Source organism: Bacillus sp. hwrm1 (assembly GCF_040207805.1).
Classification (GTDB): domain Bacteria; phylum Bacillota; class Bacilli; order Bacillales; family Bacillaceae; genus Bacillus; species Bacillus velezensis.
Genome location: NZ_CP157943.1, coordinates 2,709,670 through 2,734,993, shown reverse-complemented (window position 1 = coordinate 2,734,993; position 25,324 = coordinate 2,709,670). Strand labels below are relative to the sequence as shown.

General features: G+C 45.5%; 30 protein-coding genes and 1 pseudogene. 28 read left to right on the top strand and 3 right to left on the bottom strand.

From position 1 onward, the window contains the following. Positions 1-66: 66 nt before the first annotated feature. Positions 67-930, bottom strand: a complete 864-nt coding sequence (locus ABK447_RS13525) for a metallophosphoesterase (RefSeq protein ID WP_038463786.1) — start codon at positions 928-930, stop codon at positions 67-69. A 144-nt stretch (positions 931-1,074) separates the two neighbouring features. On the opposite strand from ABK447_RS13525, the gene fadH reads away from it, so the two are divergent. From fadH to ABK447_RS13455, 14 genes and pseudogenes are all read left to right on the top strand, one after another. After that, positions 1,075-1,839 carry a 2,4-dienoyl-CoA reductase gene (gene fadH / locus ABK447_RS13520; RefSeq protein ID WP_038463789.1) on the top strand — a complete coding sequence of 255 codons (765 nt, stop codon included), beginning with the start codon at positions 1,075-1,077 and terminating at the stop codon, positions 1,837-1,839. A gap of 113 nt (positions 1,840-1,952) precedes the next feature. Beyond that, positions 1,953-2,499 (top strand): annotated as a pseudogene (locus ABK447_RS13515) (hypothetical protein). A gap of 141 nt (positions 2,500-2,640) precedes the next feature. Next, entirely contained in the window at positions 2,641-3,861 is a 1,221-nt protein-coding gene (locus tag ABK447_RS13510; protein WP_007409615.1) for an EAL-associated domain-containing protein, read from the top strand. A gap of 443 nt (positions 3,862-4,304) precedes the next feature. Next, entirely contained in the window at positions 4,305-4,544 is a 240-nt protein-coding gene (locus ABK447_RS13505; protein WP_003154613.1) for a YkuJ family protein, read from the top strand. Between the two features lie 122 nt (positions 4,545-4,666). Next, positions 4,667-5,185, top strand: a complete 519-nt coding sequence (locus ABK447_RS13500) for a ribonuclease H-like YkuK family protein (RefSeq protein WP_007409617.1) — start codon at positions 4,667-4,669, stop codon at positions 5,183-5,185. A 140-nt stretch (positions 5,186-5,325) separates the two neighbouring features. Next, positions 5,326-5,517 (top strand): antirepressor AbbA, encoded by a 192-nt coding sequence (gene abbA, locus ABK447_RS13495; RefSeq protein ID WP_007409618.1) that lies wholly within the window; start codon positions 5,326-5,328, stop codon positions 5,515-5,517. A gap of 143 nt (positions 5,518-5,660) precedes the next feature. Further along, on the top strand, positions 5,661-6,104 hold the full coding sequence (cbpB, locus tag ABK447_RS13490; protein WP_003154608.1) for a cyclic-di-AMP-binding protein CbpB: 444 nt from the start codon (positions 5,661-5,663) through the stop codon (positions 6,102-6,104). A gap of 140 nt (positions 6,105-6,244) precedes the next feature. Then, positions 6,245-7,126, top strand: a complete 882-nt coding sequence (gene ccpC / locus ABK447_RS13485; protein ID WP_007409619.1) for a transcriptional regulator CcpC — start codon at positions 6,245-6,247, stop codon at positions 7,124-7,126. A 111-nt stretch (positions 7,127-7,237) separates the two neighbouring features. After that, positions 7,238-7,711, top strand: coding sequence for a flavodoxin (locus tag ABK447_RS13480; RefSeq protein ID WP_020955745.1), 474 nt, complete (start codon positions 7,238-7,240; stop codon positions 7,709-7,711). Then, complete coding sequence (locus tag ABK447_RS13475) at positions 7,701-8,594, top strand: sialidase family protein (protein WP_020955746.1); 894 nt, start codon at positions 7,701-7,703, stop codon at positions 8,592-8,594. Before ABK447_RS13480 ends, ABK447_RS13475 begins: the two co-directional genes overlap by 11 nt. A gap of 26 nt (positions 8,595-8,620) precedes the next feature. After that, the gene (locus tag ABK447_RS13470; protein ID WP_038463794.1) at positions 8,621-9,076 is read left to right on the top strand and encodes a flavodoxin; all 456 of its coding nucleotides are present in this window, start codon (positions 8,621-8,623) and stop codon (positions 9,074-9,076) included. Positions 9,077-9,157: 81 nt separating this feature from the next. Further along, positions 9,158-9,868 carry a 2,3,4,5-tetrahydropyridine-2,6-dicarboxylate N-acetyltransferase gene (gene dapD / locus ABK447_RS13465; protein WP_007409623.1) on the top strand — a complete coding sequence of 237 codons (711 nt, stop codon included), beginning with the start codon at positions 9,158-9,160 and terminating at the stop codon, positions 9,866-9,868. Between the two features lie 70 nt (positions 9,869-9,938). Further along, on the top strand, positions 9,939-11,063 hold the full coding sequence (locus ABK447_RS13460) for an N-acetyldiaminopimelate deacetylase (protein ID WP_038463797.1): 1,125 nt from the start codon (positions 9,939-9,941) through the stop codon (positions 11,061-11,063). Between the two features lie 60 nt (positions 11,064-11,123). After that, entirely contained in the window at positions 11,124-11,369 is a 246-nt protein-coding gene (locus tag ABK447_RS13455) for a YkuS family protein (RefSeq protein WP_003154596.1), read from the top strand. A 33-nt stretch (positions 11,370-11,402) separates the two neighbouring features. Here ABK447_RS13455 and ABK447_RS13450 read toward each other — a convergent pair whose 3' ends face one another. Continuing rightward, the gene (locus ABK447_RS13450; protein WP_038463800.1) at positions 11,403-12,209 is read right to left on the bottom strand and encodes a mechanosensitive ion channel family protein; all 807 of its coding nucleotides are present in this window, start codon (positions 12,207-12,209) and stop codon (positions 11,403-11,405) included. 287 nt (positions 12,210-12,496) lie between these two features. Here ABK447_RS13450 and ABK447_RS13445 point away from each other — a divergent pair, with 287 nt between their 5' ends. Then, on the top strand, positions 12,497-12,955 hold the full coding sequence (locus ABK447_RS13445; RefSeq protein WP_038463805.1) for a TlpA disulfide reductase family protein: 459 nt from the start codon (positions 12,497-12,499) through the stop codon (positions 12,953-12,955). Positions 12,956-13,407: 452 nt separating this feature from the next. Next, on the top strand, positions 13,408-14,004 hold the full coding sequence (gene rok / locus ABK447_RS13440) for a transcriptional regulator Rok (RefSeq protein WP_012117447.1): 597 nt from the start codon (positions 13,408-13,410) through the stop codon (positions 14,002-14,004). A gap of 23 nt (positions 14,005-14,027) precedes the next feature. Here the strand turns inward: rok and ABK447_RS13435 are convergent, their stop codons facing one another. Next, a complete protein-coding gene (locus ABK447_RS13435) occupies positions 14,028-15,020 on the bottom strand; it encodes a hypothetical protein (RefSeq protein WP_043021218.1) in 993 nt (330 codons plus the stop codon). A 145-nt stretch (positions 15,021-15,165) separates the two neighbouring features. On the opposite strand from ABK447_RS13435, the gene ABK447_RS13430 reads away from it, so the two are divergent. From ABK447_RS13430 to pfkB, 12 genes are all read left to right on the top strand, one after another. Then, positions 15,166-15,768, top strand: coding sequence for a molybdenum cofactor guanylyltransferase (locus ABK447_RS13430; protein ID WP_076424045.1), 603 nt, complete (start codon positions 15,166-15,168; stop codon positions 15,766-15,768). A 51-nt stretch (positions 15,769-15,819) separates the two neighbouring features. Beyond that, a complete protein-coding gene (locus ABK447_RS13425; RefSeq protein ID WP_007611113.1) occupies positions 15,820-16,839 on the top strand; it encodes a molybdopterin-synthase adenylyltransferase MoeB in 1,020 nt (339 codons plus the stop codon). Between the two features lie 17 nt (positions 16,840-16,856). Continuing rightward, positions 16,857-18,149 carry a gephyrin-like molybdotransferase Glp gene (gene glp / locus ABK447_RS13420; protein WP_077391926.1) on the top strand — a complete coding sequence of 431 codons (1,293 nt, stop codon included), beginning with the start codon at positions 16,857-16,859 and terminating at the stop codon, positions 18,147-18,149. Beyond that, a complete protein-coding gene (gene mobB / locus ABK447_RS13415; RefSeq protein ID WP_032868152.1) occupies positions 18,110-18,631 on the top strand; it encodes a molybdopterin-guanine dinucleotide biosynthesis protein B in 522 nt (173 codons plus the stop codon). The genes glp and mobB overlap by 40 nt, the downstream gene beginning before the upstream one ends. Beyond that, the gene (locus ABK447_RS13410) at positions 18,632-19,102 is read left to right on the top strand and encodes a molybdenum cofactor biosynthesis protein MoaE (RefSeq protein ID WP_007409632.1); all 471 of its coding nucleotides are present in this window, start codon (positions 18,632-18,634) and stop codon (positions 19,100-19,102) included. Further along, complete coding sequence (gene moaD / locus ABK447_RS13405; RefSeq protein WP_007409633.1) at positions 19,099-19,332, top strand: molybdopterin converting factor subunit 1; 234 nt, start codon at positions 19,099-19,101, stop codon at positions 19,330-19,332. The genes ABK447_RS13410 and moaD overlap by 4 nt, the downstream gene beginning before the upstream one ends. Positions 19,333-19,655: 323 nt before the next feature. After that, on the top strand, positions 19,656-20,354 hold the full coding sequence (locus ABK447_RS13400; RefSeq protein WP_007409635.1) for a Yip1 family protein: 699 nt from the start codon (positions 19,656-19,658) through the stop codon (positions 20,352-20,354). A gap of 1 nt (position 20,355) precedes the next feature. After that, the gene (locus ABK447_RS13395) at positions 20,356-21,492 is read left to right on the top strand and encodes an efflux RND transporter periplasmic adaptor subunit (protein ID WP_007409636.1); all 1,137 of its coding nucleotides are present in this window, start codon (positions 20,356-20,358) and stop codon (positions 21,490-21,492) included. Further along, positions 21,493-22,185 (top strand): ABC transporter ATP-binding protein, encoded by a 693-nt coding sequence (locus ABK447_RS13390; RefSeq protein ID WP_007409637.1) that lies wholly within the window; start codon positions 21,493-21,495, stop codon positions 22,183-22,185. Next, on the top strand, positions 22,182-23,375 hold the full coding sequence (locus ABK447_RS13385) for an ABC transporter permease (protein ID WP_007409638.1): 1,194 nt from the start codon (positions 22,182-22,184) through the stop codon (positions 23,373-23,375). The genes ABK447_RS13390 and ABK447_RS13385 overlap by 4 nt, the downstream gene beginning before the upstream one ends. Before the next feature lie 282 nt (positions 23,376-23,657). Beyond that, positions 23,658-24,413, top strand: a complete 756-nt coding sequence (locus ABK447_RS13380; RefSeq protein ID WP_007409639.1) for a DeoR/GlpR family DNA-binding transcription regulator — start codon at positions 23,658-23,660, stop codon at positions 24,411-24,413. Beyond that, entirely contained in the window at positions 24,410-25,321 is a 912-nt protein-coding gene (gene pfkB, locus ABK447_RS13375) for a 1-phosphofructokinase (RefSeq protein WP_003154572.1), read from the top strand. Before ABK447_RS13380 ends, pfkB begins: the two co-directional genes overlap by 4 nt. The last annotated feature ends 3 nt before the right edge of the window (positions 25,322-25,324 follow it).

Genomic DNA, 25,324 nt, shown 5'->3' with positions numbered 1-25,324 from the left:
CCCTCCTTTTTGCTCTTTTCCATATACATATTACGGAGGGGGTGTCTGTGCATCAGGATAAAAGTCTTATTTTTGCTCGGTTTTCAATGTGAACAGCGTGATTTCCGGTCTGGCTAAAAATCGATACGGCAGTCTTGTCGTACCGAGCCCGCGATTGACGTAAACGGCTGTGTCATGCAGTGTATACATGCCGTCGGTATACGTTTTTCCGTAAGGAGGCGTAATGAGAGGGCCGAAAAACGGGAACTGGACCTGGCCGCCGTGAGTGTGTCCCGACAGCTGGAGGTTTACGGGATATCCGCCTATCTTGAGAGCGGCATCAGGCTCGTGGACGATTAAAATGGAAAACGCATCTTCGGAAAGGCGTGACAGGGTGCCTTCATAATCGGGTTTTCCGAGCATTACATCATCCAAAAACGCGAATTCAATCCGGCTTCCATCTGTCAGCTGCACCTGACGGTAGCCGTTTCGAAACACTTGAAAATCAGCCGCTTCCATCAGAGCCTTGTACGTGTTCGTACCGTAGCCTCCGTGGTCATGGTTTCCGTAAACACAAAGTTTGCCGAAGGGAGCTTCAAGATTTTGCAGCACGGCGAGTGCATGCTGGTGATCATTAAATAAATGCGGCTTATCAATTAAATCTCCCGTAAAGATGAGCAGATCGGGTTTCAGCTGATTGATCTTTTCCGCTGCTTTATTCAAGTCACCGGATGTAAACACATCACTGAGATGCGTATCGCTGAATTGAACGATTTTAAAATTGTCAAAGCCGCGGGGGATCAGGCGGCTGGTGATTGTATGCCGGGTGATCTCAATCATGCGCGGTTCAATATAACGGGCATAGCCGTAACCTCCGCAAGCCATTGCGAGAGCTGCACCCAAAATGCCGAATCCTCTTTTTAAAAATGTTCTTCTGGTCATTTTCTCCATATGTAAAACCAACCTTTGTCAGAGTTGTTCTATTATATCATCAGCTTGGCTGAAAAATCCCTTCTCAGCATGTAATGACGCGGAAAGACATCTATGATAAAATTATGAATGATTATTCATTCAATAAAAAGGGGTGGGTTTGTTATGGATAAGAAAGCGGTAATCATTACAGGCGGATCAAGCGGCATGGGAAAAGCAATGGCGAAAAAACAGGCTGAATTAGGATGGCACGTCATGGTGACAGGGAGGAACCATGAAGCACTTGAGGAAACAAAAAAAGAAATTGAGACCTTTGAGGGGCAGGTCGCCTGTTTTCAAATGGATGTCCGTTCTGATTCCGCCGCTTCAGACATGATTTCAGAAGCGAAAAAAGTCTTTGGCCGGCTTGATGCGCTGATTAACAATGCGGCCGGCAACTTTATTTGCCCGGCAGAGAAGCTGACGCCCAATGGATGGAAAGCTGTTATTGAGATTGTTTTAAACGGCACATTTTTCTGCAGCCAAGCAGCGGCAAGGCATTGGATCGAGCAGGAGCAGAAGGGCGTCATCTTAAATATGGCCGCTACATACGCATGGGGAGCGGGAGCGGGTGTCGTTCATTCCGCTGCAGCCAAAGCAGGGGTATTGTCACTGACAAGAACGCTGGCCGTTGAGTGGGGGAGCAAGTACGGCATCCGCACAAACGCGATAGCCCCCGGACCGATTGAACGAACAGGCGGTGCGGAGAAGCTGTTTGAATCGGAAAAAGCGATGGCCCGCACGATGAACAGTGTGCCGCTCGGCCGATTGGGCACACCGGAGGAAATCGCCGCTTTGGCAGCGTTTTTGCTTTCTGATGAAGCATCCTATATAAACGGGGATTGTATCACAATGGACGGAGGGCAATGGCTGAATCCTTATCCGTTTTAATTTTTCATATATTGATTATTTTGCAAAACAAGCGAACGTTAAAGCCGCCGTTCGCTTGTTTTATTTTCTATTCAAAATTATGATATAATTTTGAAAGATTAAGGGGCGATTAATTGAAGAAATTATTAAAATGGTTCGTTGTACTATGTAAGCAGTTTCGTTATCATCTTTAATATTTGGTACTTTATTATTTGTGCTTTTACTCCGGAGTATTATCAAAATACCAATCTTACATCTGATGAAATAATCAGATTTGAAAAGCTATATCACATCGATTTTCCTGATGAAACGAAATTTATTAAAGCCAGGGAGTATTTGAGTGGGCTCGGAGGCGATACATCGGCTGTATTATATGTGTCTCTGCCAACTAAGCTGGCGGAAACAATTTTATCTGATTATACGTATATGCCAATACATCATACTGATCATGCGGGTTCAATGTATGGAGTTGACGTTTCCGAGAGTGTTGGCGGGTTAACAACTCTTACATTTGGCACTTTAGATAAAAAAGGAACTTTCTTTCAGTTGGAACATGATGATGATTGGATATTTAACAGCACTGATTGGAGCCATTATTTTTGGACAGCTGCCGGTTATAATGCTCTTATATTTATCCTTTTATTTGTGATTGTGAAACAAATCAATAACGTCCTTAATTAACCGGTCTGAAGAGTGATCTTAAAAATGTCCCCCTTTTATTTTAAGCTGCGGCCATACTGCCTCCTTTTCCCCTAATCTAAACATTTGTGGTGCTGATATAATTGTGTATAATCAGACAAAGATAGAGAAGCAGGTGATAACATGTTGGACCCACTTGATATACTGACGAATATTGATGATGTCATTCCGTATTACCAAGCGATTTTTAACGCTGAGGAACAAAGAGTCGTAGGCTACGAAGTGCTTGGGCGGATTTTGGCAGATGCGGAGATTGAGAGCCTCGGGCCGTTTTTCTTAGATTCCGGCATTCCGGAAGAATATAAGCTTGAGGTCGATGACAGAGTCATCAGGCAGGCGCTGGAGCGGTTTAAAGAAGCTGACCGTGATCTGTTGATTTTTATCAATCAGGATGCGAATGTATTGATGCTTGACCACGGCGAAAGCTTTCTTGAGCTTTTGAAAGAATACGAAGAGCAGGGCATTGAATTGAACCGTATTGTGCTTGAGATCACCGAGCACAATTTCGAAGGCGACATTGAACAGCTGTACCATATGCTTGCCTACTATCGTACATACGGCATTAAAATCGCGGTGGACAATATAGGTAAGGAGAGCAGCAACCTGGACAGAATCGCGCTCCTTTCACCGGACCTTCTGAAAATAGATTTGCAGGCGCTGAAGGTATCTCAGCCGTCACCATCATATGAGCATGTGCTGTACAGCATTTCATTGCTGGCGAGAAAAATCGGCGCCGCGCTGCTGTATGAAGATATAGAAGCTGATTTCCAGCTCCAGTACGCATGGAGAAACGGAGGCCGATTTTTTCAAGGCTATTATCTGCAGGCGCCGAGCGGGGATTTTATAGACCGGAGCCTGTTAAAAGCACGCTTGAAAACGGAGTTTCAGCAATTTATTACGAGAGAAAAAAAGAAGCTGGAAACGGTATATGAACACTCTGAGAATTTTTATAAGCGGGTCAATCAGGCAGTTTCCGAGCTAAAGAAAACCCATCAGGCGGACGATGAGTTTATTAAAAAACTGGCGGAAAACCTGACCGACTGCTGCTTCAGAATTTATATGTGTGATGAAGAAGGCTATCAGCTGACGGGAAATGTGTTCAAGCAGTCCGGCGAATGGCTTTATCAGCCTGAATACATGGAGAAAAACTGGAGCTGGCGTCCGTACTTTTTAGAAAACATCATGAAGATGCGGAATTCAAGAAAAGGCTTTTTCAGTGACCTGTACAGTGATATTGAGACAGGTGAGATGATCAGAACCTTTTCATACCCGATGGATGACAATATGTATTTATTTATCGATCTGCCTTACTCTTATTTATATGAACAGGACGGGTTACTTTAAAGCGGCTGCTGTATGCCGCTTTTTTTGTTCATTTGAAAAAAGTTTTAAAAAACGATTGACAATGATACTGATAATCATTATCATTTAGTTATAGAGAGAAGTTACTCTCTGTTCCCCAACCCCTCTATCAGATCAAGATCCGAAAAAACTTGGCGCTACCCCCGCCAAGTTTTTTTATGCTATCTCCTCATAAAAGGGCTTCTCCTTACATACATTTGATAATGGCGGCTCAAAAAGTGAAAAATTATTTTTGAAAGGTGTATGACATTCCGAAAAAAGCTTCAAACTATTCGAAAACACGGTTTTCCCGTTTATTTCTTTTTGAAAATCCAGCGGGAAAATGCCATCCCGGTCTACTTTATGGTATGATGCTCTGTAGAACTTGTATTATAATAAATACTTGTTGATTTGAAGTTGTTTTTTGAAAGGAGTCTTTTTTTAGAATGTCACAATTAATGGGTATCATCACGCGGCTGCAAAGTCTGCAAGAAACAGCGGAAGCGGCTAACGAGCCGATGCAGCGTTATTTTGAAGTTAACGGCGAAAAAATTTGCAGTGTTAAATATTTCGAAAAAAATCAAACGTTTGAACTGACGGTTTTCCAAAAAGGTGAAAAACCTAACACATATCCGTTTGATAACATTGACATGATTTCTATTGAAATTTTTGAGCTCCTTCAGTAATTTGATTTGATTTTTCAGGCTGACCAAGCTTCCGGTCTTCCGCAAGCGGAGCTTTATTAAATTATGCAAAGGAACGTGCTTGTTCGTTTGGTTGTAGACTCTGGAAAGAGGAGTGTCCGTACATGGCTGATTCTTTTCTGTTTTATAATCTTTCTGAGGCACAGATGACCTTTCAAGACGTGACGGAGCGGCTGAAACGCTTTGTCAATAAAGACCCCCGTTCAGCATACGTGCTGTCTGTAGGGACTGATTCACAAGTTTACCGCGACTTCACAAAGTTTATTACGGCTATACACTTGCACCGTACAGGCAAGGGAGCTTGGGGCTGTTTGAAAAATCATGATCTTGCAAGACCGATACATAGCCTTCGCGAAAAAATTTCGCTGGAAACCGCATTCAGCCAGGAGATGGCTGCGCATATCCTCGACGGCCGTCTTATGGAACTGACAGATTTGCTCTTGCCTTTTACGGATGAAGGGGCGGATCTTTCATTTGAAGTGCATCTGGATATCGGTCAAAAAGGGCTGACAAAAGAATTGATACAAGAAATGACCGGCCGCATTACCTCGATGGGCATTGAAGCGAAAATCAAGCCCGATTCCTGCACAGCATTCAGTTATGCCAATCGTTACACAAAATAATATTTCATACAGAATCCGCAAAATGTCGAATTATGCGGTTGACGATTTTTTTCTGTTTACTTATTCTAGCGGTAGAGCTGAAAGCAAATTTCACCTTGCTTTCGGAGGTATTCAGTTAAAAATAGGGGGCCTGATTACGTATGAGTCTTATCGGTGAACGATTTACGGAAGAAGAACAGAAACTTCTGCTGAATATCCTGATCAATCAAGAATATGCCATTGAGCTTTTGACCAGCGAAATCAACGATATAGAAGCAGGGTCAAAAAGCGTTGATGGAACCACTTATAAAAAACTCGTAACGCTCTATGACCGTTTTCGGAATGAAAATTAATCAGCGGCCTATAAATTGATACTCGATTGCAAAGAGTATCTTTTTTATTGACGGAAACTTTTCGACAAAAAATGATAATGTTTATATTATTGCAATATAGGGAATACATGCTTTGATGAAAAATGTAAAGGGGTCGAAGTGACATGATTAGCTTACAATCAGATCAGCTTCTTGATGCAACAGTCGGACAATTTATGATCGAGGCGGATAAAGTGGCGCACGTTCAAGTCGGAAACAACCTTGAGCATGCTCTATTAGTGCTGACGAAAACCGGCTATACCGCCATTCCCGTCCTTGACGCTTCGTACCGTCTGCACGGTTTGATCGGGACAAATATGATTATGAACAGCATTTTCGGACTTGAACGGATCGAGTTTGAGAAGCTGGATCAAATTACGGTTGAGGAAGTCATGCTGAAAGACATTCCCCGTCTCCACATCAATGATCCGATTATCAAAGGGTTCAGCATGGTCATTAACAACGGCTTTGTCTGCGTTGAAAATGATGAAGGCGTCTTTGAAGGCATTTTCACGAGAAGAGTCGTATTAAAGCAGTTGAGCAGTCATATCAGATCATTGAATAAGTAGGCTCGCACGATCAGCCTATTTGTTCTTTTGCATGCCAGAAAAAGAAAACGCATACATATGAGTGGCGCTTGCCTCGGCAGCCTTTATTTTATTAGAATGGTAGATAAGAAATACGAAAAGGCATTGAAAAGGAGGACGACATGCAGCTTCAAGAGCTTCATATGCTCGTAATTTTAGCTGAGGAATTAAACATGAGGAAGGCTGCCGAACGGTTATTCGTGTCACAGCCGGCTCTGTCCCAGCGATTGCAGACCATTGAAAAAGCCTGGGGAACAAAGATCTTTCTAAGATCTCAAAAAGGACTTACGGTAACGCCGGCAGGAGAAAAAATCATACAATTTGCAAATGACGTCACGGATCGGCAAGAAAGAATCAGAGAAAACATTGATGAACTTGAGGGTGAGATTCACGGCACACTAAAGCTTGCCGTCGCTTCGATTATCGGGCAGCACTGGCTTCCGAAAGTGTTAAAAACATATGTGGAACGATATCCGAATGCAAAGGTCTCTCTCATTACAGGGTGGAGCAGCGAAATGCTGAAAAGTCTGTATGAAGATCAGGTACATATCGGCATTATCCGGGGAAATCCGGAATGGAAAGGCCGGAAAGATTATTTAATGACCGATCATTTATATTTGGTCGATACGGAAATTTCCTGTATTGATGATATTGCCCATACCGACCGGCCGTTCATCCAATTCAAAAGTGACAGTACATATTTTCAGGAAATTCAGCATTGGTGGCATCAAAAATTCAAAACCTCGCCGAAACAGACCATCCTTGTCGATCAGATTGAAACGTGCAAGCAGATGGCGCTGCACGGGATCGGATATGCCATTCTGCCGTCAGTCACCTTAGAAGAGGAAGACAAAGTAAATAAAATGCCCCTGCTTGATACAAAAGATCATCCGATCGGCCGTGACACATGGCTGCTCGGTTATGAGCCGGCATTTGAATTAAAACAGGTGCAGGCTTTTGTTTCTGTCATTAAAGATATGCTGAAGCAGGAACGCCCATTTTAGAAAGACAGCAATCATGCTGTCTTTTTTTATTTTTTATTGACAATGAAAATCATTATCATTTAAAGTGTTATATATGTTAATGAAAATCATTATCAATTACGAGGTGGTCATATGCAGAAAGCATTAATGATATACGCAAGCATGTCGGGGAATACAGAGGATATTGCCGGCATTATAAAAGAAACACTGAGCGGGCATCAGATAGCAGTTGACTGTCTTGACATGGACGAAGCAGATGCGGATTCTCTAGAAGCATATGATTATGTTTTTGTCGGCACGTACACATGGGGGGACGGTGATCTTCCTTACGAAGCGGAAGATTTTTACGAAGATATTCTGCACAGCCAGCTCAACGGACTGAAAACGGCCTGTTTCGGTTCAGGCGATCACGCCTACCCGAAGTTTTGCGAAGCGGTCACGCTGTTTTGCGATGCGTTTGAACAGGCCGGAGCCAATTTATATCCGGAAACGCTGAAAATCGAGCTGGCGCCCGAGACGGCTGAGGATCAGGAATGCTGCAAAGAATTTGTCCGCGGTTTTCTTGCATGGGCCGCACACCACGGAGACCGGTGCTATGTTTCATAAAGGCGCGACGGCTGTCATGGCATCAGTATCTTCGGGATTTTTTGTGGCTGTGAAAGGCGAAGGTATTTTTCATTTTTCCGCGGAAGAAGGCTGGAAAAGATTGTTCCGAGTGAAAAGCAGAATTCATGTGCTGACTTACATAGGGCCCTACATATTCGCGGCTGGAGAAAAAGGCGCCGTCCTCAGATCAGCCGATCAGGGAAAGACTTGGACGGCCTCCCGTTTTCCGACCAGCGCCTCCGTATGGGCCGTTGCCGGGCGGAATGACGGGTTTGTCTGTGCGCACGGCACATACTGCCTCTACTTATCTGATGATTTCGGCGTCACTTGGCATGTGGCTAAGCCCTTTTCACAATTAAAGGAGCCGCCTGTCATCCGTTCGCTTTGTTTACACGGTCAGACGATTTATATCGGCACCCGGATTCATATGAATCATGGCGGCATTTGGGCGTATGATCTGACGGAAGAACGCATCCGGCGTATAAGCCGCGAAAGGCAGCGCATGACGGCTTCAATGATGATGTATCAGAATGACTGGCTCATTGCAGCAAAGGGCGCGGCAAAGGGAGAACGGGGGGAGGTTGCCGTCCGAAACGTGCGGACGCAAGAGGAGTTTGCCATTACAGCCGGACCCGCCGTACGGGAAAAATCATTTCTCGACGTTTCTGAGGATAACGGGATTATTTATGTCACATCGTCACAGGACGAAAACGGATTTTCGCGTATTTATCAAGCTGATCTCGCCGCCGGTGAATTAAAGTGGTTTGATACGATCCGCGGTCACGGATGGCGGGTGGCCAACCGGGAAGAAAACTTTTTTTGCGCGGGCCTTTACGAAAGTAAGTTTGTCAGACCGTATGAGGCGGTTCGGCTCGCACATTAGTTTTTATGCATAAAGGAGAGACGAAGATGGGGAATGTATTGCTTGTTTACGCCACAATGTCAGGAAACACCGAGGCGATGGCGGATTTAATTGAAAAAGGGCTGATCGAAGCACAAGCATCCGTAGACAGATATGAAGCTATGGATATTCATGCCGAACTTTTTAATGATTACGAGTATATTTTATTAGGCACATATACGTGGGGAGACGGGGATCTTCCTGATGAAATGCTCGATATTGCTGAAGATATGGAAAACCTGGAGTTTATAGGAAAAACATTTGCTTTGTTCGGTTCCGGAGATACGTCCTATGAGTTTTTTTGCGGAGCGGTTGACGAATTGGAAAAAGTAATCACAGCCCGCGGCGGGCGGGTGGTGCTGCCGTCGGTCAAAATTGAAAACAACCCTGAGGGCAGTGAGGAAGAAGAGCTCCGGGAATTCGGAAGACAGTTTGCCGCGCTGTGCAGCCAGCCGGCAGAATAAAGGCTTGTTCCTTTTTTTCTTGTCTTTGTATCCTTCCTTTGTTACAGTAATGAGGTAGAAAATCAGAGGAGGACAATACATATGAAAATGATGGATGCAAATGAAATTATTTCATTTATTCAAAATAGTACAAAATCAACGCCTGTAAAAGTGTATGTAAAAGGCGATCTTGAAGGAATCAGCTTTGGCGATTCCGCTAAAACATTCCTGAACGGCCAATCCGGCGTCGTTTTTGGCGAGTGGGCTGAAATTAAAAGCGCAATCGAAGAAAACAAAGACAAAATTGAGGATTACGTCATTGAAAATGACCGCCGCAACTCTGCGATCCCGATGCTTGATTTAAAAGATGTTAAAGCGAGAATCGAGCCCGGCGCTATTATCCGCGACCAAGTCGAAATCGGCGACAATGCCGTTATCATGATGGGTGCATCTATTAATATCGGTTCAGTCATCGGCGAAGGTACGATGATTGATATGAACGTTGTTCTCGGTGGACGCGCGACTGTCGGCAAAAACTGCCACATCGGAGCGGGTTCTGTATTAGCGGGCGTTATTGAGCCGCCTAGCGCTAAGCCTGTTGTCGTGGAAGACGACGTTGTGATCGGCGCAAATGCGGTTGTGCTTGAAGGCGTAACAATCGGTAAAGGCGCGGTTGTCGCTGCCGGAGCCATCGTTGTAAATGACGTCGAGCCATATACCGTTGTAGCGGGAACACCTGCGAAAAAAATCAAAGATATCGATGAAAAAACAAAAGGCAAAACAGAAATCAAACAGGAATTACGCCAGCTGTAAGGAATGGTTTGATAGAATGGGCGTGGATGATAAAATCCACGCCTTATTCTTATCTCAAGGAGGAGTACATATGGAAAAAGAGCGGCTTATTGCCATCCGAAGAGATCTGCACCGCATTCCGGAGATCGGCTTTCAGGAATATAAAACCCAACAGTACCTGCTGAATCTATTGAACCAATATCCGGAGGAAAGAATTGAAATCGAAACTTGGAGAACCGGCACCTTTGTCAAAGTCAACGGCACGGCTCCGGAAAAAATGCTCGCCTACAGAGCGGATATAGACGCTCTGTCGATTGAAGAGCAGACGGGGCTTCCGTTTGCATCTGAACACCCCGGTTTTATGCACGCATGCGGCCACGATATGCACATGACCATTGCGCTCGGCATTATTGATCATTTTGTCCATCATCCCGTCAAACATGATCTGCTCTTTTTATTCCAGCCGGCTGAAGAAGGACCGGGCGGAGCGGAACCGATGCTTGAAAGCGATGTGCTGAAAAAATGGACGCCGGATTTGATTACCGCTCTCCATATAGCACCTGAGCTTCCTGTAGGCACAATTTCCACCAAAAGCGGATTGCTGTTTGCCAATACGAGCGAGCTTGTCATCGATCTTGAGGGGAAAGGCGGGCATGCGGCATATCCGCATACAGCAGACGACATGGTCGTTGCCGCGAGCACGCTTGTCACGCAGCTGCAAACGGTCATATCCAGAAATACGGATCCGCTTGACAGCGCTGTGATAACTGTCGGAACGATTACCGGGGGCACGGCGCAAAATATCATCGCAGAGCATGCTCATCTGGAGGGAACCATCCGGACGCTTTCCGAGGAATCAATGCGTATGGTGAAAAAGCGGATTGAAGAGCTTGTCAAAGGAATTGAAATCGGCTTCCGATGCAAAGGAAAAGTCACGTATCCGTCCGTTTATCATCAAGTTTATAATACAAGCGGCCTGACCGAAGAATTTATGCAATTTGTCAGCGATCATCAGCTTGCTGACGTGAGAACGGCGAAAGAAGCGATGACCGGAGAAGATTTCGGCTATATGCTGAAAAAATATCCCGGCTTTATGTTCTGGCTGGGGGCCGATTCATCCCACGGGCTTCATCACGCCAAGCTGAACCCGGATGAAGATGCGATGGAAACCGCGGTAAATGTCATGGTCGGATATTTTTCGAAGTATGCCAATTAAATCCGAAAAGAAGAATAATCTAACAAAAATTGAGCATTCTACATAACGGAGGTGTTCAATATGACGAAAAAAATTGGAATTGAACAATCTTTATCGGATGTAGAACAGGCGTTAAAACAAAAAGGATATGACGTAGTGATGATGAAGACTCCTGAGGATGCGAAGAATTGTGACTGCTGTGTCGTAACCGGACTTGACAGCAATGTCCAAGGAATTGCCGATACGTCAACTCAGGCTCCCGTCATTACGGCTTCCGGAATGACCGCCGACGAAATCTGCAGCGAAGTGGAAAAAAAATTTCATTAAAAAGAAAAAACCGAAGCTCACGCTTCGGTTTTTCTATTCGGCGGAAGCGGCGTTTTTAAAACGGTCGAGCGCGATTTTTATTTCTCTCCGCAGTACGCGTTCAACCCGCCATTGCTCCATATTTTCTGTTTTGGCAATGATTCTGATCACCATTTCTGACGTGCTTAAATCCTGAACCCCGATGACGTCCGGCCCTTCCTTAATCTGCGGGAGCTCAGCGGCTGCTTTGTCACACGCGGTTTGCAGGATTTGAATGGTTTCATCAAGATTTTTTTCAAGCGGCACTTTAATATCGACAAGCGCCTGCATCGTTCCGCGGGAATGGTTGCTCACATTCGTAATGCCCCGGTTGGGAAGATAGTGAAGCGTGCCGTCAAAGCTCCGGATTTGCGTCGTACGGAGACCGACCTGCTCGACAATGCCGCTGTAGCCGGCAACCGTAATATAATCGCCGACGTCGATCTGTTTTTCCAAAAGGATAAAAAATCCGGTGACGATGTCACTGACAAGCCCCTGAGCCCCGAAGCCGACTGCGAGACCGACCACGCCGGCGCCGGCAATGAGAGCGCTCGGATTGTAGTGAAATAAATCCAAAATCATTACGATAAAAACGAAAATCAGGATGTATCCATATACATTAAGCGCGAGGCTTCGCAAAGTATAAGCGCGGCCTGTGGAGAGGTTGTTTTGTTGCTCGAATTTCTGAAACAGATGCTTGATCAGCTTTTTTCCTGCCGCCCGGAAAATAAAGTACGCTAAAATAATGAGAGCCAGCTTTATGATGAAAATCCCGGCAGATGTGAGAAGCCCGGCCCAGTCAAAGTGTTTTAAATCAATCATAGTGATGTCTTCCTTTCAAGTCTTTTGCGGAAAAAGCTAAAAGTGATATACCCGTTTTTAAAAAAAATAAACCTTTTAATAGAAACCAGTTATTTCATTTATGATTTGTTCATATTGCCCGGTTTCAATATCATCATTTTTGTGAAGATATGAACTAAGGAATCGCCACACTCATTTTAACATGGTGATTCAGCCAAATCATATCCTTTGGAGGGAAAACAGGAGAACGTTGCCCGGCGAAATTGAAAGCCCCGGCAAAAAACCTTTTTCATAAGGAGGGAAATAAGATGAAATTACGTCAGCAAATGCCTGAATTGACAGGCGCTAAAGCATGGATTAACAGAGAAGTCACGAAGGAACAGCTGGTCGGCGGAAAGCCGGCACTGATTCACTTCTGGTCCGCCAGCTGCCGCATGTGTAAAGAAGCGATGCCTGAGATGAACGAATTTCGTGATAAATATAAAGATCAGCTGAATGTGATGGCCGTTCACATGCCCCGTTCCGAAGACGATCTTGACCTTGAGAAAATCAAGGAAACAGCGGCTGAACACGATATCTCTCAGCCGATTTACGTCGACAGCGATCATACGCTGACTGAAGCATTTGAAAATGAATATGTGCCGGCTTATTACCTTTTCGATAAAACCGGACAGCTCCGCCATTTTCAAGCGGGAGGAAGCGGGATGAAAATGCTTGAAAAACGCGTCAGCCGAGTACTTTCAGAAACGGAGCGGGCTTCTGAGTAATCGGGACAATCTCCGTCGGACTATTGTCTCGGTTCTGCAAACCCTTTGCCGTTTAGGTAACAGGGTTTTTTTGTGCCTATTGGATAAAAAATTCCAATATGACATGAGCGGCTTTAAAAATAAGAGAAACAGCCGTAAACACGCTGTACCGCTTGTTTTATCGATATCATTATCTTTTACATATTATAGTCGAAAATTGTAGATATCACGCTAATTTTCATTAAACAAGTAATTTCAAGTTATATTTTGAAATGGTTGAATAAATTGGAACTTTGTCCAGAATCCCCTATATGACAAGGGATTTTTGTATATAAAGTACCATTTTCAGAAAATAAGCAATTTTTCATAGAGTAAATAAAATAGTAAAATGATAAAATAATAGTTGATAAAATTACTTTTGTAATCTAATATCTTAATAAAAGCGTTTAAATTTTTGACAGGGGGTTTTACACATGTTTAATGAAAGAGAAGCGCTGCGCTTACGTTTAGAACAATTGAACGAAGCAGAGGTAAAAGTCATTCGTGAATATCAAATAGAACGTGATAAAATATATGCAAAACTGAGAGAATTAGACAATACAGGCAGCCTGTCCGATACAAAAAAAGAGTTTCGTCCGGAGAAAAAAAGTGACTCTCTCCCGGTGCTTGCAGAGCTTGCAGCACAGGAAATGAGAAGCTATCAAAAGCCGCAGGCACAGCCTCAATCCTCCCAGCCGCAGATGCAGTCTATTACGTCTCTTCCCGCCGGCATTCCAGACGGTTCTACAAGAAGAAGAAGAGGGACGGCGAGACCGGGATCAAAAGCGGCAAAACTGCGCGAAGCAGCGATTAAAACATTGAAACGCCACAATGCAGCGATCAAAAGTTCCGAACTTCAAAAGGAAATTGAAAAGGAAAGCGGCCTTGAAATTCCTAATATGACAACATTTATGCAAAGCTTAATTAAAATGTATCCGGAAGTGAAAAAACCATACCGCGGCCAATATATTCTTGAGGGAGAAATTTCTCAGGAAACAGCAGAAACGGCAAATGATACGGCTGCTGAATAATAAAACAGTAAAAACTGCTTGCGTTACTCAAGCAGTTTTTTTGCGTTTTCCCGCTTATTCTGCGGAAGTGACGCCTCTTTTCCAGGCTTTTTTTCAAGCTTGACGACATATTTTTGGAAAGGCTTTTCGCCGTCAGCACGTTCTTTCAACGCATCCAGTTTTTCATCAAACGACTGATCGCGGGACTCTGATTGTACAAATTGTTTTTGCAGGGAGATGACTTGTTCGGTAACGGCTTTAAGCAAGTCTTCTGCCTGAACAGTCTCTTTGGAAACAGAAGGGATTTCCAGAGCTTGTTCCGCCGGTTCCGCCGTGCGGCTGTCAATATCAGCAAAATGGCCGGCAATCCAAGCATCACTTTCGTCCAGCTGCCGTTTATACGAAAGAATGGTTTCTTGAAATAACTTTTCTTTCGTTTTTTCTATTTCTACAAGCCGTTCTTTTGTTTCTAGTATTCGATCTCTCATATGATTAATTTCTATTTTAATATGTTTGAGCTGGTATTCTTTTTCTATCATTTGTGTTTGAAGCCGGGTATTTTCGTCTGCAGCGGCATGATAACGCTGTTTCATATCTTCGTGAGAAGTCCGTTCAGTTTGAATGGCGGTCTCAAGTGAGCGGATGCGGGTATGTAAGTTTTTATTTTCTTCTTCAAATTTTACATTTGTAAGATGCAGACGGTGCTTTTCTTCCATCTCATTTTTCCGCCGAAACGTTTCCTGCTGAAGCAGTTCTTGCAAAATGACGATTTTATCGAGCAGCCCGGCTCTGATTTCATGCAAAGAACGTTCCGTGTCACTTGTCTGTTTGTGTTTTTGAGCCATGGCTTCCAATTCGTCAGAAAGCTTGTGAAGCCGCTCTTTAATATTGGCGTTTTCCTCCTGAAGCTTATTATTTTTTTGATGGAAGTAGCTTGCTTCAAATTCTGAAATTAATTTTCTGCATCTGGAAAGTTCGGATTTCAAGTAAAGGTTCTCTTGAGAAGTGTCGTGGAAAAACGGACCAGATATTTTCATAAGAACCATCTCCTTCATGATGTTAACACTACAATATGGGAAAGGATCAACGGCTATTCCTCTTAATTAAACAGACAAGCACCGTAATATTGTATTTCGGCTGAGGCGTTTGCTATGCTTTTATATAGAATGGGAGAGAGATGACATGAAACGGGTGAATGTAATATTAGCAGGGGGAGCTTCCCGAAGATTCGGAGAACCGAAAGCTTTTGCAAAGTGGAAGGGCGGCATGTTTTATGAACAGGCGAAAAAAGCCTTCGGCGGCGGAGAAACGGTAATTATCAGCCGCCCTGAGCATATAAAAAAGTTCTTATCAAACAGGGAGCGGCATGTTTTGGCCGATGAGCCGCGGTTTCGGGCAATGGGCCCGCTTGCCGGCATCTATACGGCAATGAAACAAACGGAAGGCGAAATATATACGGTCATATCCTGTGACACGCCGCTCGTGACAAGAAAAACGATGGCTGCGCTTGAAATGAAGCTGACCGGAAACCTGGACGCTGTCATACCGGTTTGTGAAAACAGAGAGCAGCCCCTCTTGGCGGTTTACCATAAACGGGTGCAGGATGTGCTTTTTGATCAGCTGACACAAAACAAACTGAAAATGACAGACACGCTGAAGCGGCTGTCTGTCTGTTATGTGCAGGCTGAAGACATCGGCGCCGGGCCGGAGGAGTTCGCTAATATCAACACACAGGACGATTACACCAGACTTTTGGCGCATGTCGAGTCTTCAAATCAAGACTGATCGGGAAGAAACATGGTATGATGGAAATAAAAATGCAAGGGGACAACACAGATGGAAGAGCGCTATTCGCGGCAGACAAGATTTAAGCCGATAGGGGAAAAAGGGCAGCAGGCGCTGGCTGACAGCAGCGTCCTGATTGTCGGAGCCGGAGCCCTCGGAACAGCCGCGGCAGAGGGCCTGGCAAGAGCCGGAGCGGGCCGTATGGCGATTATTGACCGGGATTATGTGGAATGGAGCAATTTACAAAGACAGCAGCTGTATACAGAAGAAGACGCGAGACAGCGCCTGCCGAAAGCAATGGCGGCTAAGGCGCGTCTTTTGGCGGTAAACAGTGATATACATATCGATGCTTACGCGGCGGAAGGTACGGCGGAAACGCTCGAACCGCTGATCGAACAAGCGGATTGCATCGTGGATGCGACAGATAATTTTGAAACGAGAATGGTCATCAATGATCTGGCGCTGAAAACGAAAACGCCTTGGATTTACGGTGCCTGTGTCAGCAGTCAGGGAATGTGCATGACGATTATTCCGGGGGTTACGCCGTGTTTATCCTGCCTGTTTGAGCAAATGCCCGTGGGCGGAGCGACATGTGATACAGCGGGTATCATACCTCCGGCGGTTCATATCGTCTCCGCTTATCAGCAGGCTGAGGCGCTGAAATTGCTGACAGGAAATCATGCGGCGGTAAATCGGCGCTTTTTCACGTTTGACGTGTGGAATAACACCAATATGAGCATAAATGTGGATCAGATCAAACGAGATCATTGCCCTTCCTGCGGCGCGGAGCCCGTATATCCGTATCTGCAGCCTGAAAACAGGCCGAAAGCAAGCGTGCTGTGCGGTAGAGACACCGTTCAAATCAGATCGGAAGCCTTAAAGAGGCTGGATAAAGAAGAGCTTGTCAAACGTCTGAAGCAGATCGGTAAAGTGGAAGCAAATGAATTTCTGCTGCACATGGCGTATGAGCGCTTCAGAATCGTTATTTTTCAGGACGGACGGGCTTTGATTCACGGTACAAACGATATAAAAGAAGCAAATTCAGTTCTGGCCAGGGTGATCGGACTGTAGGAAGGGGAGATATTGCTATGCTTGAAAAAAGAACGCCGATTCAGGTGGACGAAGCAGTCCGCCGGGTGAGCCGATATAAAAAACAGGGGGATACCGAATGGGTGGCGCTTGAGGACAGTCTCCACCGCTATTTGGCGGAGGATGTTAAGGCGGATCATGATGTGCCGGCCTTTAACCGTTCCCCGTATGACGGATTTGCCATCAGGGCGAGCGATTCAAAAACGGCTTCCCGTGACAATGCCGTCACCTTTGAAGTCATTGACCATATCGGAGCCGGCGCCGTGTCGGAAAAAGAACTCGGGCCTTATGAAGCGGTCCGCATTATGACGGGGGCGCAGATTCCAAAAGGCGCGGATGCCGTAGTGATGCTTGAGCTGACAAAAACGTTTTCTGAAAACGGGACGAATTACATGTCAGTGAAACGCCCTTTCCATGCGGGCGATAATATTTCATATCAAGGAGAAGACGCGAAAAAAGGCAGCTCGCTATTAAAAAAAGGGACGAAAATCACGCCGGGCGTAACCGCTCTTTTAGCAACCTTCGGCTATGCTTCCGTTCCCGTGGTCAGAAAGCCGGTTGTCGGCATTATCGCAACGGGAACCGAGCTTCTTCATGTCAGCGATCCGCTTGAGCCGGGGAAAATCCGCAACAGCAATGCTGCGATGGTGTATGCCCAGGTCATTGAAGCGGGCGCGGTACCGCTGAACTTAGGGAAAATTTCCGATGATTTTGATGACAGCTATGATGCGGTGAAGGAAGCTATGAAAAAAGTTGATTTTCTGATCACGACCGGCGGCGTGTCAGTCGGCGATTTTGATTTTCTTCCAGACATTTATAATAAGCTCGGAGCGGAAGTTCTTTTTAACAAAGTGGCAATGCGCCCGGGGAGCGTGACAACTGTCGCCCGGGCCGATGACATGCTGCTGTTCGGCCTTTCAGGCAATCCGTCCGCATGTTATGTCGGATTCACCCTGTTTGTCAAACCGATGATTCAGACGTGGCTTCTGAATGAAAAACCTCATTCCGGATGGGCGGAAGCCGTGTTAACAAACGACTTTCCGAAACCGAATCCGTTTACGAGATTTGTGAGGGCATTTGTTTATCATAAGGACGGAAAGATGATGGCGTCACCGGTCGGTCTCGACAAATCAAGCTCAGTCACATCTCTAGCCGAAGCAAACGCGTTTATCCTTCTGCCGGGAGGAACGAGGGGATATGAAGCGGGCCGGACGGTTCACGTGCTCCTCATCCGTGATGAGAATGGAAGTGAATGGCCGTGGTCAATTCTTTCCCGATCGTCCAGATCGTAGGTTTTCAAAACAGCGGTAAAACAACGTTTATTGAACGTGTGCTGAAAGCGGCGCCGAAAGAGTGCGATATTGGATGTTTAAAACATCACGGACACGGCGGAGAACCGGAACCTTTTTCTGACGGAAAAGACTCGGAGCGTTTTTCAAAAGCCGGGGCCGCGGTTACGGGAGTAGAAGGGGATGGCGTCCTGCAGCTTACGGCGCGAAAAAAATGGGATCTGGCGGGTTTGATCAGTCTGTATGAATGCCTGGGAATTGACGGTCTTCTCATAGAGGGATTTAAACATGCGCCGCATCCGAAAATCATTATGATCAAAGACAGCGAAGATTGGCAAAAGCTGAAGCATTTGGAGCGCGTGATCGCGGTTATCAGCAGAAATACGGAGCATATGCCGGCAGATGCAGGCATGCCCGTATTCCATGCGGACGATCCGGCTGCCATGATGTTTGTGCTTTCGCAGCTGAAAGGGGAATCTGCATAAATGGAACGTTTTCAAATTACAAGGGAACCTATCATTGCGGAAAATATCGTAAAAAAAGTTGAAAAGCGTGAAGCCGGCGCCATCACAACGTTTATCGGCACGGTCAGAGAGTGGACTGCAGGACGGCGGACGGTGCGGCTCGAATATGAAGCGTATGAACCGATGGCTGTTCAAATGCTTTCTCAAATCGGCGATGAAATCAGCGCGAAATGGGAAGGAGCCGAAGCTGCAATCACTCACCGTGTCGGCGTCCTTGATATCGGAGAAGCAGCGGTCGTAATCGCCGTGTCCTCACCGCACAGAAAGGCGGCATATGAGGCGAATGAATATGCAATTGAACGGATAAAACAGATTGTGCCGATATGGAAAAAAGAAATCTGGGAAGACGGCGAAGAATGGATAGGCGATCAGCTGGAAACAACGCCCTATCCGAACGGAAAACCGGATTTGCATAAAGGGGAATCGCGATGATTAAAGTATTATTGTTTGCCGGGCTTGCGGAGCAGGCGGGAACACCGGTCATTGAACTTGACGAAAAAGAGACGGCGGCGTCTGCTGTAAAAACACTGTTAAAGGAACGGTACGGACTTCAGACGATTGACAATGCCATGATCGCAATCAATGAAACATATGTAAAAGACAACAGCATCGTAACAGAAGGTGATACCATTGCCTTTATCCCTCCTGTAAGCGGAGGGTGAAAAAAGAGCCGGATGTGCATCATTGCCATCCGGCTTTTTTGTATATAGGCGCTGAATTCCAGAGAATATCTAAATGGGATTTAAAGGGATTTGCGATTGAGCTGGTTTTGACTACGTGAATAGGCTGAAGACAGTGCCTTCACAAGGCTTTGAGCCTCCCGTCATACCGGTCAGACAATGCTTTTTTTTACATAATTATGGAACGTAAAGCTGAGAATTTGTGTTACAATTTAGCATAAATACGCAAACGGCAAAAAAATTGAAACTTCTCTCAGCCTAAAGCGTACGTATAAACAGAATAATACATAGGAGGCATCAGCAATATGGAACCAAACCTGGAAAAAAGCAATACGGCAGTAACGGAAAAGCCGTCAATTTTCGGCGTCATTACAAGTCCTGTTGTGCAGTTTAAAAGATTAAAAGAGAAGCCGGTCATCGGCATTCCTCTCCTGATTGTCATCATTCTCATCGCGGCCGGCAGTATTTTGCGCGGATTGGGGATGAATTATGAAGAAGTGCTGAACAGCTCATCTCTTGACGGATTGTCGGATGATCAGATTGAAATGACCAAAACCATTGCTAAATTCGGCTCGATGTTCGGAGGAATCTTCGGGGGCATTATCGCTCTGTTTATCGTTCCGCTCATTTACTGGCTGTGCGTTAAAATTTCAGGCGGCGTAACAACTTACAAAAAAATGCTCTCACTCAGCCTGTTTACGGCATTTATTACCAATATCGGCTTAGTTATTAACGGTCTTGTCACTTATTTTACCGGTGCGGGCTCATTGTATGCCGTTACATCTTTGGCGAGTGTCATACCGGCCGGAGGCGGCGTCGCGGTCTTTTTAAGCGCGTTCGACATTTTCAGCATCTGGAGCTATATTCTGCTCGCTTTGGGACTTCGCTATACAGGCGGCATTTCGAAAAAAGCGGCCTGGACTTCCGCGATTGTCCTGTTTGTTATTATGCTTTTAGTTTCGGCAGTCGGAGGACTGTTAAGTTCAGTGACAGCAGGTGTATAACATGAAAAAAATTTGGATCGGAATCAGCATCGCCGTAATTGTTGCAGTATTCATCGGTATCAATATTTATAAGTCTGCCGCTCCCGCGGGCGGCAGCGCCGGGAAAAAAATCGAAACCGGAACCATGGAAAACAGAGAAATCTCCTCTACGGTTATGGTTCCGGGAACACTTAAATTCTCTAAAGAACAGTATGTTTTTTATGAAGCGGATAAAGGAACTCTTGATAAAGTGAAAGTAAAAGAAGGCGACAAAGTAAAAAAAGGGTCGTCGTTAGTCACGTATACAAATGAGCAGCTCAATCTTGATAAAGAACAAAATGAGTTGACAGAACAATCAAAACGGATGCAAATCGAACAAGTTGAAGAAAAACTCAGAGCATTAAACAGCAAGGAACAAGATCTGGCAAAACAAGTGGGAGAAGCGGAAGCCAAAAAACAAATTGAATCCGAACGGACTGATCTGCAGCTTCAGCAAAAAACGGCGGAAATCGAATTAAAGCAATCTGATTTGCAAAAGCAGTCTCTTGAAAATCAGGTGGCGAATCTCAATGTTAAGAGTGAGATGGACGGGACGGTAATCTCGGTAAATCAAGAAGCGGCTTCTAAAAAATCGGATATTCAAGAACCGGTTATACATATAGGAGACCCGGAACACCTGATCGTTGCCGGCAATTTGTCCGAATACGACACGCTGAAAGTGAAAAAGGGACAAAGCGTTACAATTACCTCAGACGCCATTCCAGGTAAAACGTGGAAAGGGAGAGTGGCGGCTGTCGGCCTCGTTCCTGATCAAAAGTCAAGCGCTGCTTCGGGGGAAAGTACGGAACAGGCCGTGCAGTATCCGTTCCAGGTTAAGCTGATCGGAAACCTTCCGGAGGGCAAGCCGGGGTTTAAATTAATTATGAACATTGAAACCGACAAACGGAAAGCCGATACGCTGCCGTCCTCCGCGGTCAAAAAAGACGGAGATGAGCACTGGGTCTTTACGGTAAAAGACGGGAAGGCCAAACGCGTGAAAGTTAAAGTCGGCGATACCGCAAATCAGCTTACGGAGATAAAAGAAGGGCTTTCAAAGGATGATAAAGTCATTCTGAATCCGGCTGACGGTTTGACTGACGGAACGGATGTGAAAGCATAGATGATTCAGCTTTCAAAGGTGAAAAAAAGCTATCAGATCGGCAAGGAGACGTTTGATGTTCTCCGTTCAATCGACTTGACGATTGAAGAAGGAGAATATGTGTCAATTATGGGACCGTCGGGATCGGGAAAATCTACGATCATGAATATCATCGGCTGTCTGGACAGACCGACGTCCGGCAGTTACAGGCTTGCGGGCGAAGATGTTTCTTCATGCACCGAAAAAGAGCTTGCGGCGGTCCGGAACAAATCAATCGGATTTGTCTTTCAGCAATTTCAGCTGCTGCCGCGATTGAATGCAAGAAAAAATGTCGAACTCCCCATGATCTACGCCGGTATCGGCAAAAAAGAGCGTGAGGAACGGGCTGAGCATGCGCTGGAAAAAGTCGGTTTGGCGGATCGGATGCGTCACATGCCGAATGAGCTGTCCGGCGGCCAGAAGCAGCGTGTCGCGATTGCAAGAGCCATTGTGAACGAACCGAAGCTCATTTTAGCTGATGAACCGACCGGCGCGCTGGATACGAAAACAAGCATTTCCATTATGGAGCAGTTCACAGAGCTTAATGCAGAGGGCGTGACCGTGGTGCTTGTCACTCATGAGCCTGAAGTGGCGGACTGTACAAACAGAGTGATTTTCGTCCGTGACGGCATGATCGTTTCCCGCGATGCTGAGCAGAGGAGAGTGGGGGAATGAGCCTGTCAGAAAATCTCCGGATGGCCCTCAGTTCCGTAAGAGCTCACAAGCTGAGATCGATTCTGACAATGCTCGGAATCATTATCGGCGTCGGTTCAGTAATCGTTGTTGTGGCTGTCGGCCAGGGCGGAGAGCAAATGCTGAAGCAATCCATCAGCGGGCCGGGCAATACGATTGAATTGTTTTACATGCCCAGTGATGAAGAATTAACAGCCAATCCGAACGCCTTACAGGAAGCGAGTTTTACAGAAGAAGATATTAATGGATTAAAAGGTGTGGACGGCGTAAAGCAGGTTGTCGCTTCCGCGGTAAAATCCATGACGGCACGTTACCATGAAGAAGACACGGATATTACGCTGAACGGCATTAACAGCGGCTACATGGACGTAAAAAAGCTGGACGTTCAAGATGGACGGACATTTACGGATAATGATTTTCTTTCCGGGAAAAGAGCGGGAATCATCTCGAAAAAAATGGCTGAAAAGCTGTTCGGGAAAACGTCTCCGCTCGGAAAAATCGTCTGGGCCGGCGGACAGCCCGTTGAAGTAATCGGCGTACTGAAAGAAGAGAGCGGCTTTTTATCGTTAGGACTCAGTGAAATGTATGTGCCGTTCAACATGCTGAAAACGTCTTTCGGTACTAACGACTACAGCAACGTTTCCGTTCAGACGGAGTCAGCTGATCAAATCAAATCAACAGGAAAAGAAGCGGCCCGTCTCTTAAATGACAATCACGGTACAAAAGAGGCCTATCAAGTCATGAATATGGAAGAAATCGCGGCGGGCATCGGTCAGGTCACGACCGTCATGACGACGATCATCGGTTCGATCGCCGGTATTTCTCTCGTTGTCGGCGGGATCGGGGTCATGAATATTATGCTCGTATCAGTGACGGAACGGACAAGAGAAATCGGCATCCGCAAATCGCTCGGTGCCACGAGAGGACAGATTCTGACACAATTCTTAATTGAATCTGTTGTGCTTACATTAATCGGCGGCTTAATCGGAATCTGTCTCGGCTACGGGGGAGCATCACTCGTTTCCCTTATCGCAGGCTGGCCGTCGCTCGTTTCCTGGCAGGTGGTTTGTATCGGTGTGCTGTTCAGTATGCTGATCGGTGTCATTTTCGGCATGCTGCCCGCCAACAAAGCATCTCGCTTAGATCCGATTGAAGCGTTACGGTATGAATAATCGGCGCCCCATGCAGTCTGCATGGGGTTTTTTTGTGTTTTAATGATTGAATGAATATAATAGACTTTTTTCATTTATGATAAAAAGAAAATGTCATACAATTGTCCCCCTTTTTGTCGAATTTACAGTTTACAAACCCTATGTACATACGTTAATATGAACAAATGTGAAAGATTTTGATAGTTATTGAATGAATTTGAGTGATTTTAGTTGCTAGAAGTAAAAAAAGCGTTTACAATTATCTTGCAGCCGAAATGAATACGTTTCCAAAGGAGGCGGAATATGCTCACTCCTGAAAGGTATCAGCTGATTATGGATCAGATTGAAAAGCGTGATGTGGTGAAGATTCAAGAGCTGATAAGTATGACAAATGCTTCTGAATCAACGATCAGAAGAGATTTATCAACACTTGAAGAGCGCGGATTTTTAAAGCGCGTTCACGGCGGGGCGTCTAAACTTTCCAACAGCAGGCAAGAACCCGATATGCTTGAAAAATCCTCCAAAAACCTTCAGGATAAACTGAAGATCGCAGAAGAAGCGGCATCTTTATTAGAAGAAGGTGACTGTATTTATCTTGATGCGGGAACAACTACATTGCACATGATTGATTTTATAGATCCATCTAAGGACATTGTGGTTGTCACAAACGGAGTTATGCATATCGACGCTTTAATAAGGAAAGGGATCCCCTTTTATCTTCTCGGAGGATATGTGAAGCATAGAACAGGTGCGATGATCGGCGGCGCCTCATTAACGGCGGTCAGCCAGTACCGTTTTGACAAAAGCTTCCTCGGGGTGAACGGCGTGCACATTGAAGCCGGCTTTACAACACCCGATCCGGATGAGGCTCTTCTGAAGACAAAGGCTGTGAGACAGGCGAAAAATGCGTATGTTTTAGCCGATCCTTCTAAATTCGGCGAGATTTCTTTCGCAGCGTTCGCCGCCTTGGGCGATGCCGCTATCATTACCACTGAAGCTGAAGAACTTGCATTCGATAATTACCAAGAAAAAACTGTCGTAAAGGTAGTGAAACCATGATTTACACTGTAACCCTCAATCCGTCTGTTGACTATATCGTTCACGTTGAAGATTTTGCCGTAGGCGGTTTAAACCGTTCCAGCTATGACACGAAGTATCCCGGCGGAAAAGGCATCAACGTTTCGAGATTACTGAAAAGACACCATGTGCCGTCAAAAGCATTGGGATTTGTCGGCGGATTTACCGGAAACTATATCACGTCATTTTTGCAGCAGGAAGGTCTGGAAACGGCTTTTTCTGAGGTGGATGAAGACACGCGTATAAATGTAAAACTGAAAACGGGCGATGAAACGGAAATTAACGGACAGGGCCCGACGATTTCAGACGAAGTGTTCAATGCCTTTTTAGAACAGTTCTCCGCTCTGGAAGAAGGAGACATCGTCGTTTTAGCGGGAAGCATTCCTTCTTCCCTGCCGCATAACACGTATGAAAAAATTGCTGAGGCATGCAGAAAGCAGAATGCCCGGGTAGTGGTGGACATCTCCGGTGAAGCGCTGATGAAAGCGACAGAAATGAAACCGTTTTTGATGAAACCGAATCATCATGAGCTTGGGGAAATGTTCAATACGGTCATTGATTCAGCCGAAGCTGCCGTTCCTTACGGTAAAAAATTGATTGAACAAGGCGCTGAACATGCGATTGTTTCGATGGCTGGCGACGGTGCGCTTTTATTTACGAAAGAGGCGGTTTTCCTCGCCAATGTTCCTAAAGGAAAGCTTGTCAATTCGGTAGGCGCGGGTGATTCCGTCGTCGCGGGATTCCTTGCGGGAATTTCAAAACAGCTGCCTTTGGAAGATGCGTTCCGTTTAGGAGTTGCTTCCGGAAGCGCGACGGCATTTTCTGAAGAACTCGGAACTGAAGAGTTTGTACAGCAGCTTCTTCCTGAAGTTAAAGTCACACGTCTATAGAGG

Excerpts from the sequence above, each read along its gene's own strand:
- ABK447_RS13525 (WP_038463786.1), bottom strand. The coding sequence starts at position 930 with ATGGAGAAAATGACCAGAAGAACATTTTTAAAAAGAGGATTCGGCATT.
- fadH (WP_038463789.1), top strand. The coding sequence starts at position 1,075 with ATGGATAAGAAAGCGGTAATCATTACAGGCGGATCAAGCGGCATGGGA.
- ABK447_RS13510 (WP_007409615.1), top strand. The coding sequence starts at position 2,641 with ATGTTGGACCCACTTGATATACTGACGAATATTGATGATGTCATTCCG.
- ABK447_RS13505 (WP_003154613.1), top strand. The coding sequence starts at position 4,305 with ATGTCACAATTAATGGGTATCATCACGCGGCTGCAAAGTCTGCAAGAA.
- ABK447_RS13500 (WP_007409617.1), top strand. The coding sequence starts at position 4,667 with ATGGCTGATTCTTTTCTGTTTTATAATCTTTCTGAGGCACAGATGACC.
- abbA (WP_007409618.1), top strand. The coding sequence starts at position 5,326 with ATGAGTCTTATCGGTGAACGATTTACGGAAGAAGAACAGAAACTTCTG.
- cbpB (WP_003154608.1), top strand. The coding sequence starts at position 5,661 with ATGATTAGCTTACAATCAGATCAGCTTCTTGATGCAACAGTCGGACAA.
- ccpC (WP_007409619.1), top strand. The coding sequence starts at position 6,245 with ATGCAGCTTCAAGAGCTTCATATGCTCGTAATTTTAGCTGAGGAATTA.
- ABK447_RS13480 (WP_020955745.1), top strand. The coding sequence starts at position 7,238 with ATGCAGAAAGCATTAATGATATACGCAAGCATGTCGGGGAATACAGAG.
- ABK447_RS13475 (WP_020955746.1), top strand. The coding sequence starts at position 7,701 with ATGTTTCATAAAGGCGCGACGGCTGTCATGGCATCAGTATCTTCGGGA.
- ABK447_RS13470 (WP_038463794.1), top strand. The coding sequence starts at position 8,621 with ATGGGGAATGTATTGCTTGTTTACGCCACAATGTCAGGAAACACCGAG.
- dapD (WP_007409623.1), top strand. The coding sequence starts at position 9,158 with ATGAAAATGATGGATGCAAATGAAATTATTTCATTTATTCAAAATAGT.
- ABK447_RS13460 (WP_038463797.1), top strand. The coding sequence starts at position 9,939 with ATGGAAAAAGAGCGGCTTATTGCCATCCGAAGAGATCTGCACCGCATT.
- ABK447_RS13455 (WP_003154596.1), top strand. The coding sequence starts at position 11,124 with ATGACGAAAAAAATTGGAATTGAACAATCTTTATCGGATGTAGAACAG.
- ABK447_RS13450 (WP_038463800.1), bottom strand. The coding sequence starts at position 12,209 with ATGATTGATTTAAAACACTTTGACTGGGCCGGGCTTCTCACATCTGCC.
- ABK447_RS13445 (WP_038463805.1), top strand. The coding sequence starts at position 12,497 with ATGAAATTACGTCAGCAAATGCCTGAATTGACAGGCGCTAAAGCATGG.
- rok (WP_012117447.1), top strand. The coding sequence starts at position 13,408 with ATGTTTAATGAAAGAGAAGCGCTGCGCTTACGTTTAGAACAATTGAAC.
- ABK447_RS13435 (WP_043021218.1), bottom strand. The coding sequence starts at position 15,020 with ATGAAAATATCTGGTCCGTTTTTCCACGACACTTCTCAAGAGAACCTT.
- ABK447_RS13430 (WP_076424045.1), top strand. The coding sequence starts at position 15,166 with ATGAAACGGGTGAATGTAATATTAGCAGGGGGAGCTTCCCGAAGATTC.
- ABK447_RS13425 (WP_007611113.1), top strand. The coding sequence starts at position 15,820 with ATGGAAGAGCGCTATTCGCGGCAGACAAGATTTAAGCCGATAGGGGAA.
- glp (WP_077391926.1), top strand. The coding sequence starts at position 16,857 with ATGCTTGAAAAAAGAACGCCGATTCAGGTGGACGAAGCAGTCCGCCGG.
- mobB (WP_032868152.1), top strand. The coding sequence starts at position 18,110 with ATGGCCGTGGTCAATTCTTTCCCGATCGTCCAGATCGTAGGTTTTCAA.
- ABK447_RS13410 (WP_007409632.1), top strand. The coding sequence starts at position 18,632 with ATGGAACGTTTTCAAATTACAAGGGAACCTATCATTGCGGAAAATATC.
- moaD (WP_007409633.1), top strand. The coding sequence starts at position 19,099 with ATGATTAAAGTATTATTGTTTGCCGGGCTTGCGGAGCAGGCGGGAACA.
- ABK447_RS13400 (WP_007409635.1), top strand. The coding sequence starts at position 19,656 with ATGGAACCAAACCTGGAAAAAAGCAATACGGCAGTAACGGAAAAGCCG.
- ABK447_RS13395 (WP_007409636.1), top strand. The coding sequence starts at position 20,356 with ATGAAAAAAATTTGGATCGGAATCAGCATCGCCGTAATTGTTGCAGTA.
- ABK447_RS13390 (WP_007409637.1), top strand. The coding sequence starts at position 21,493 with ATGATTCAGCTTTCAAAGGTGAAAAAAAGCTATCAGATCGGCAAGGAG.
- ABK447_RS13385 (WP_007409638.1), top strand. The coding sequence starts at position 22,182 with ATGAGCCTGTCAGAAAATCTCCGGATGGCCCTCAGTTCCGTAAGAGCT.
- ABK447_RS13380 (WP_007409639.1), top strand. The coding sequence starts at position 23,658 with ATGCTCACTCCTGAAAGGTATCAGCTGATTATGGATCAGATTGAAAAG.
- pfkB (WP_003154572.1), top strand. The coding sequence starts at position 24,410 with ATGATTTACACTGTAACCCTCAATCCGTCTGTTGACTATATCGTTCAC.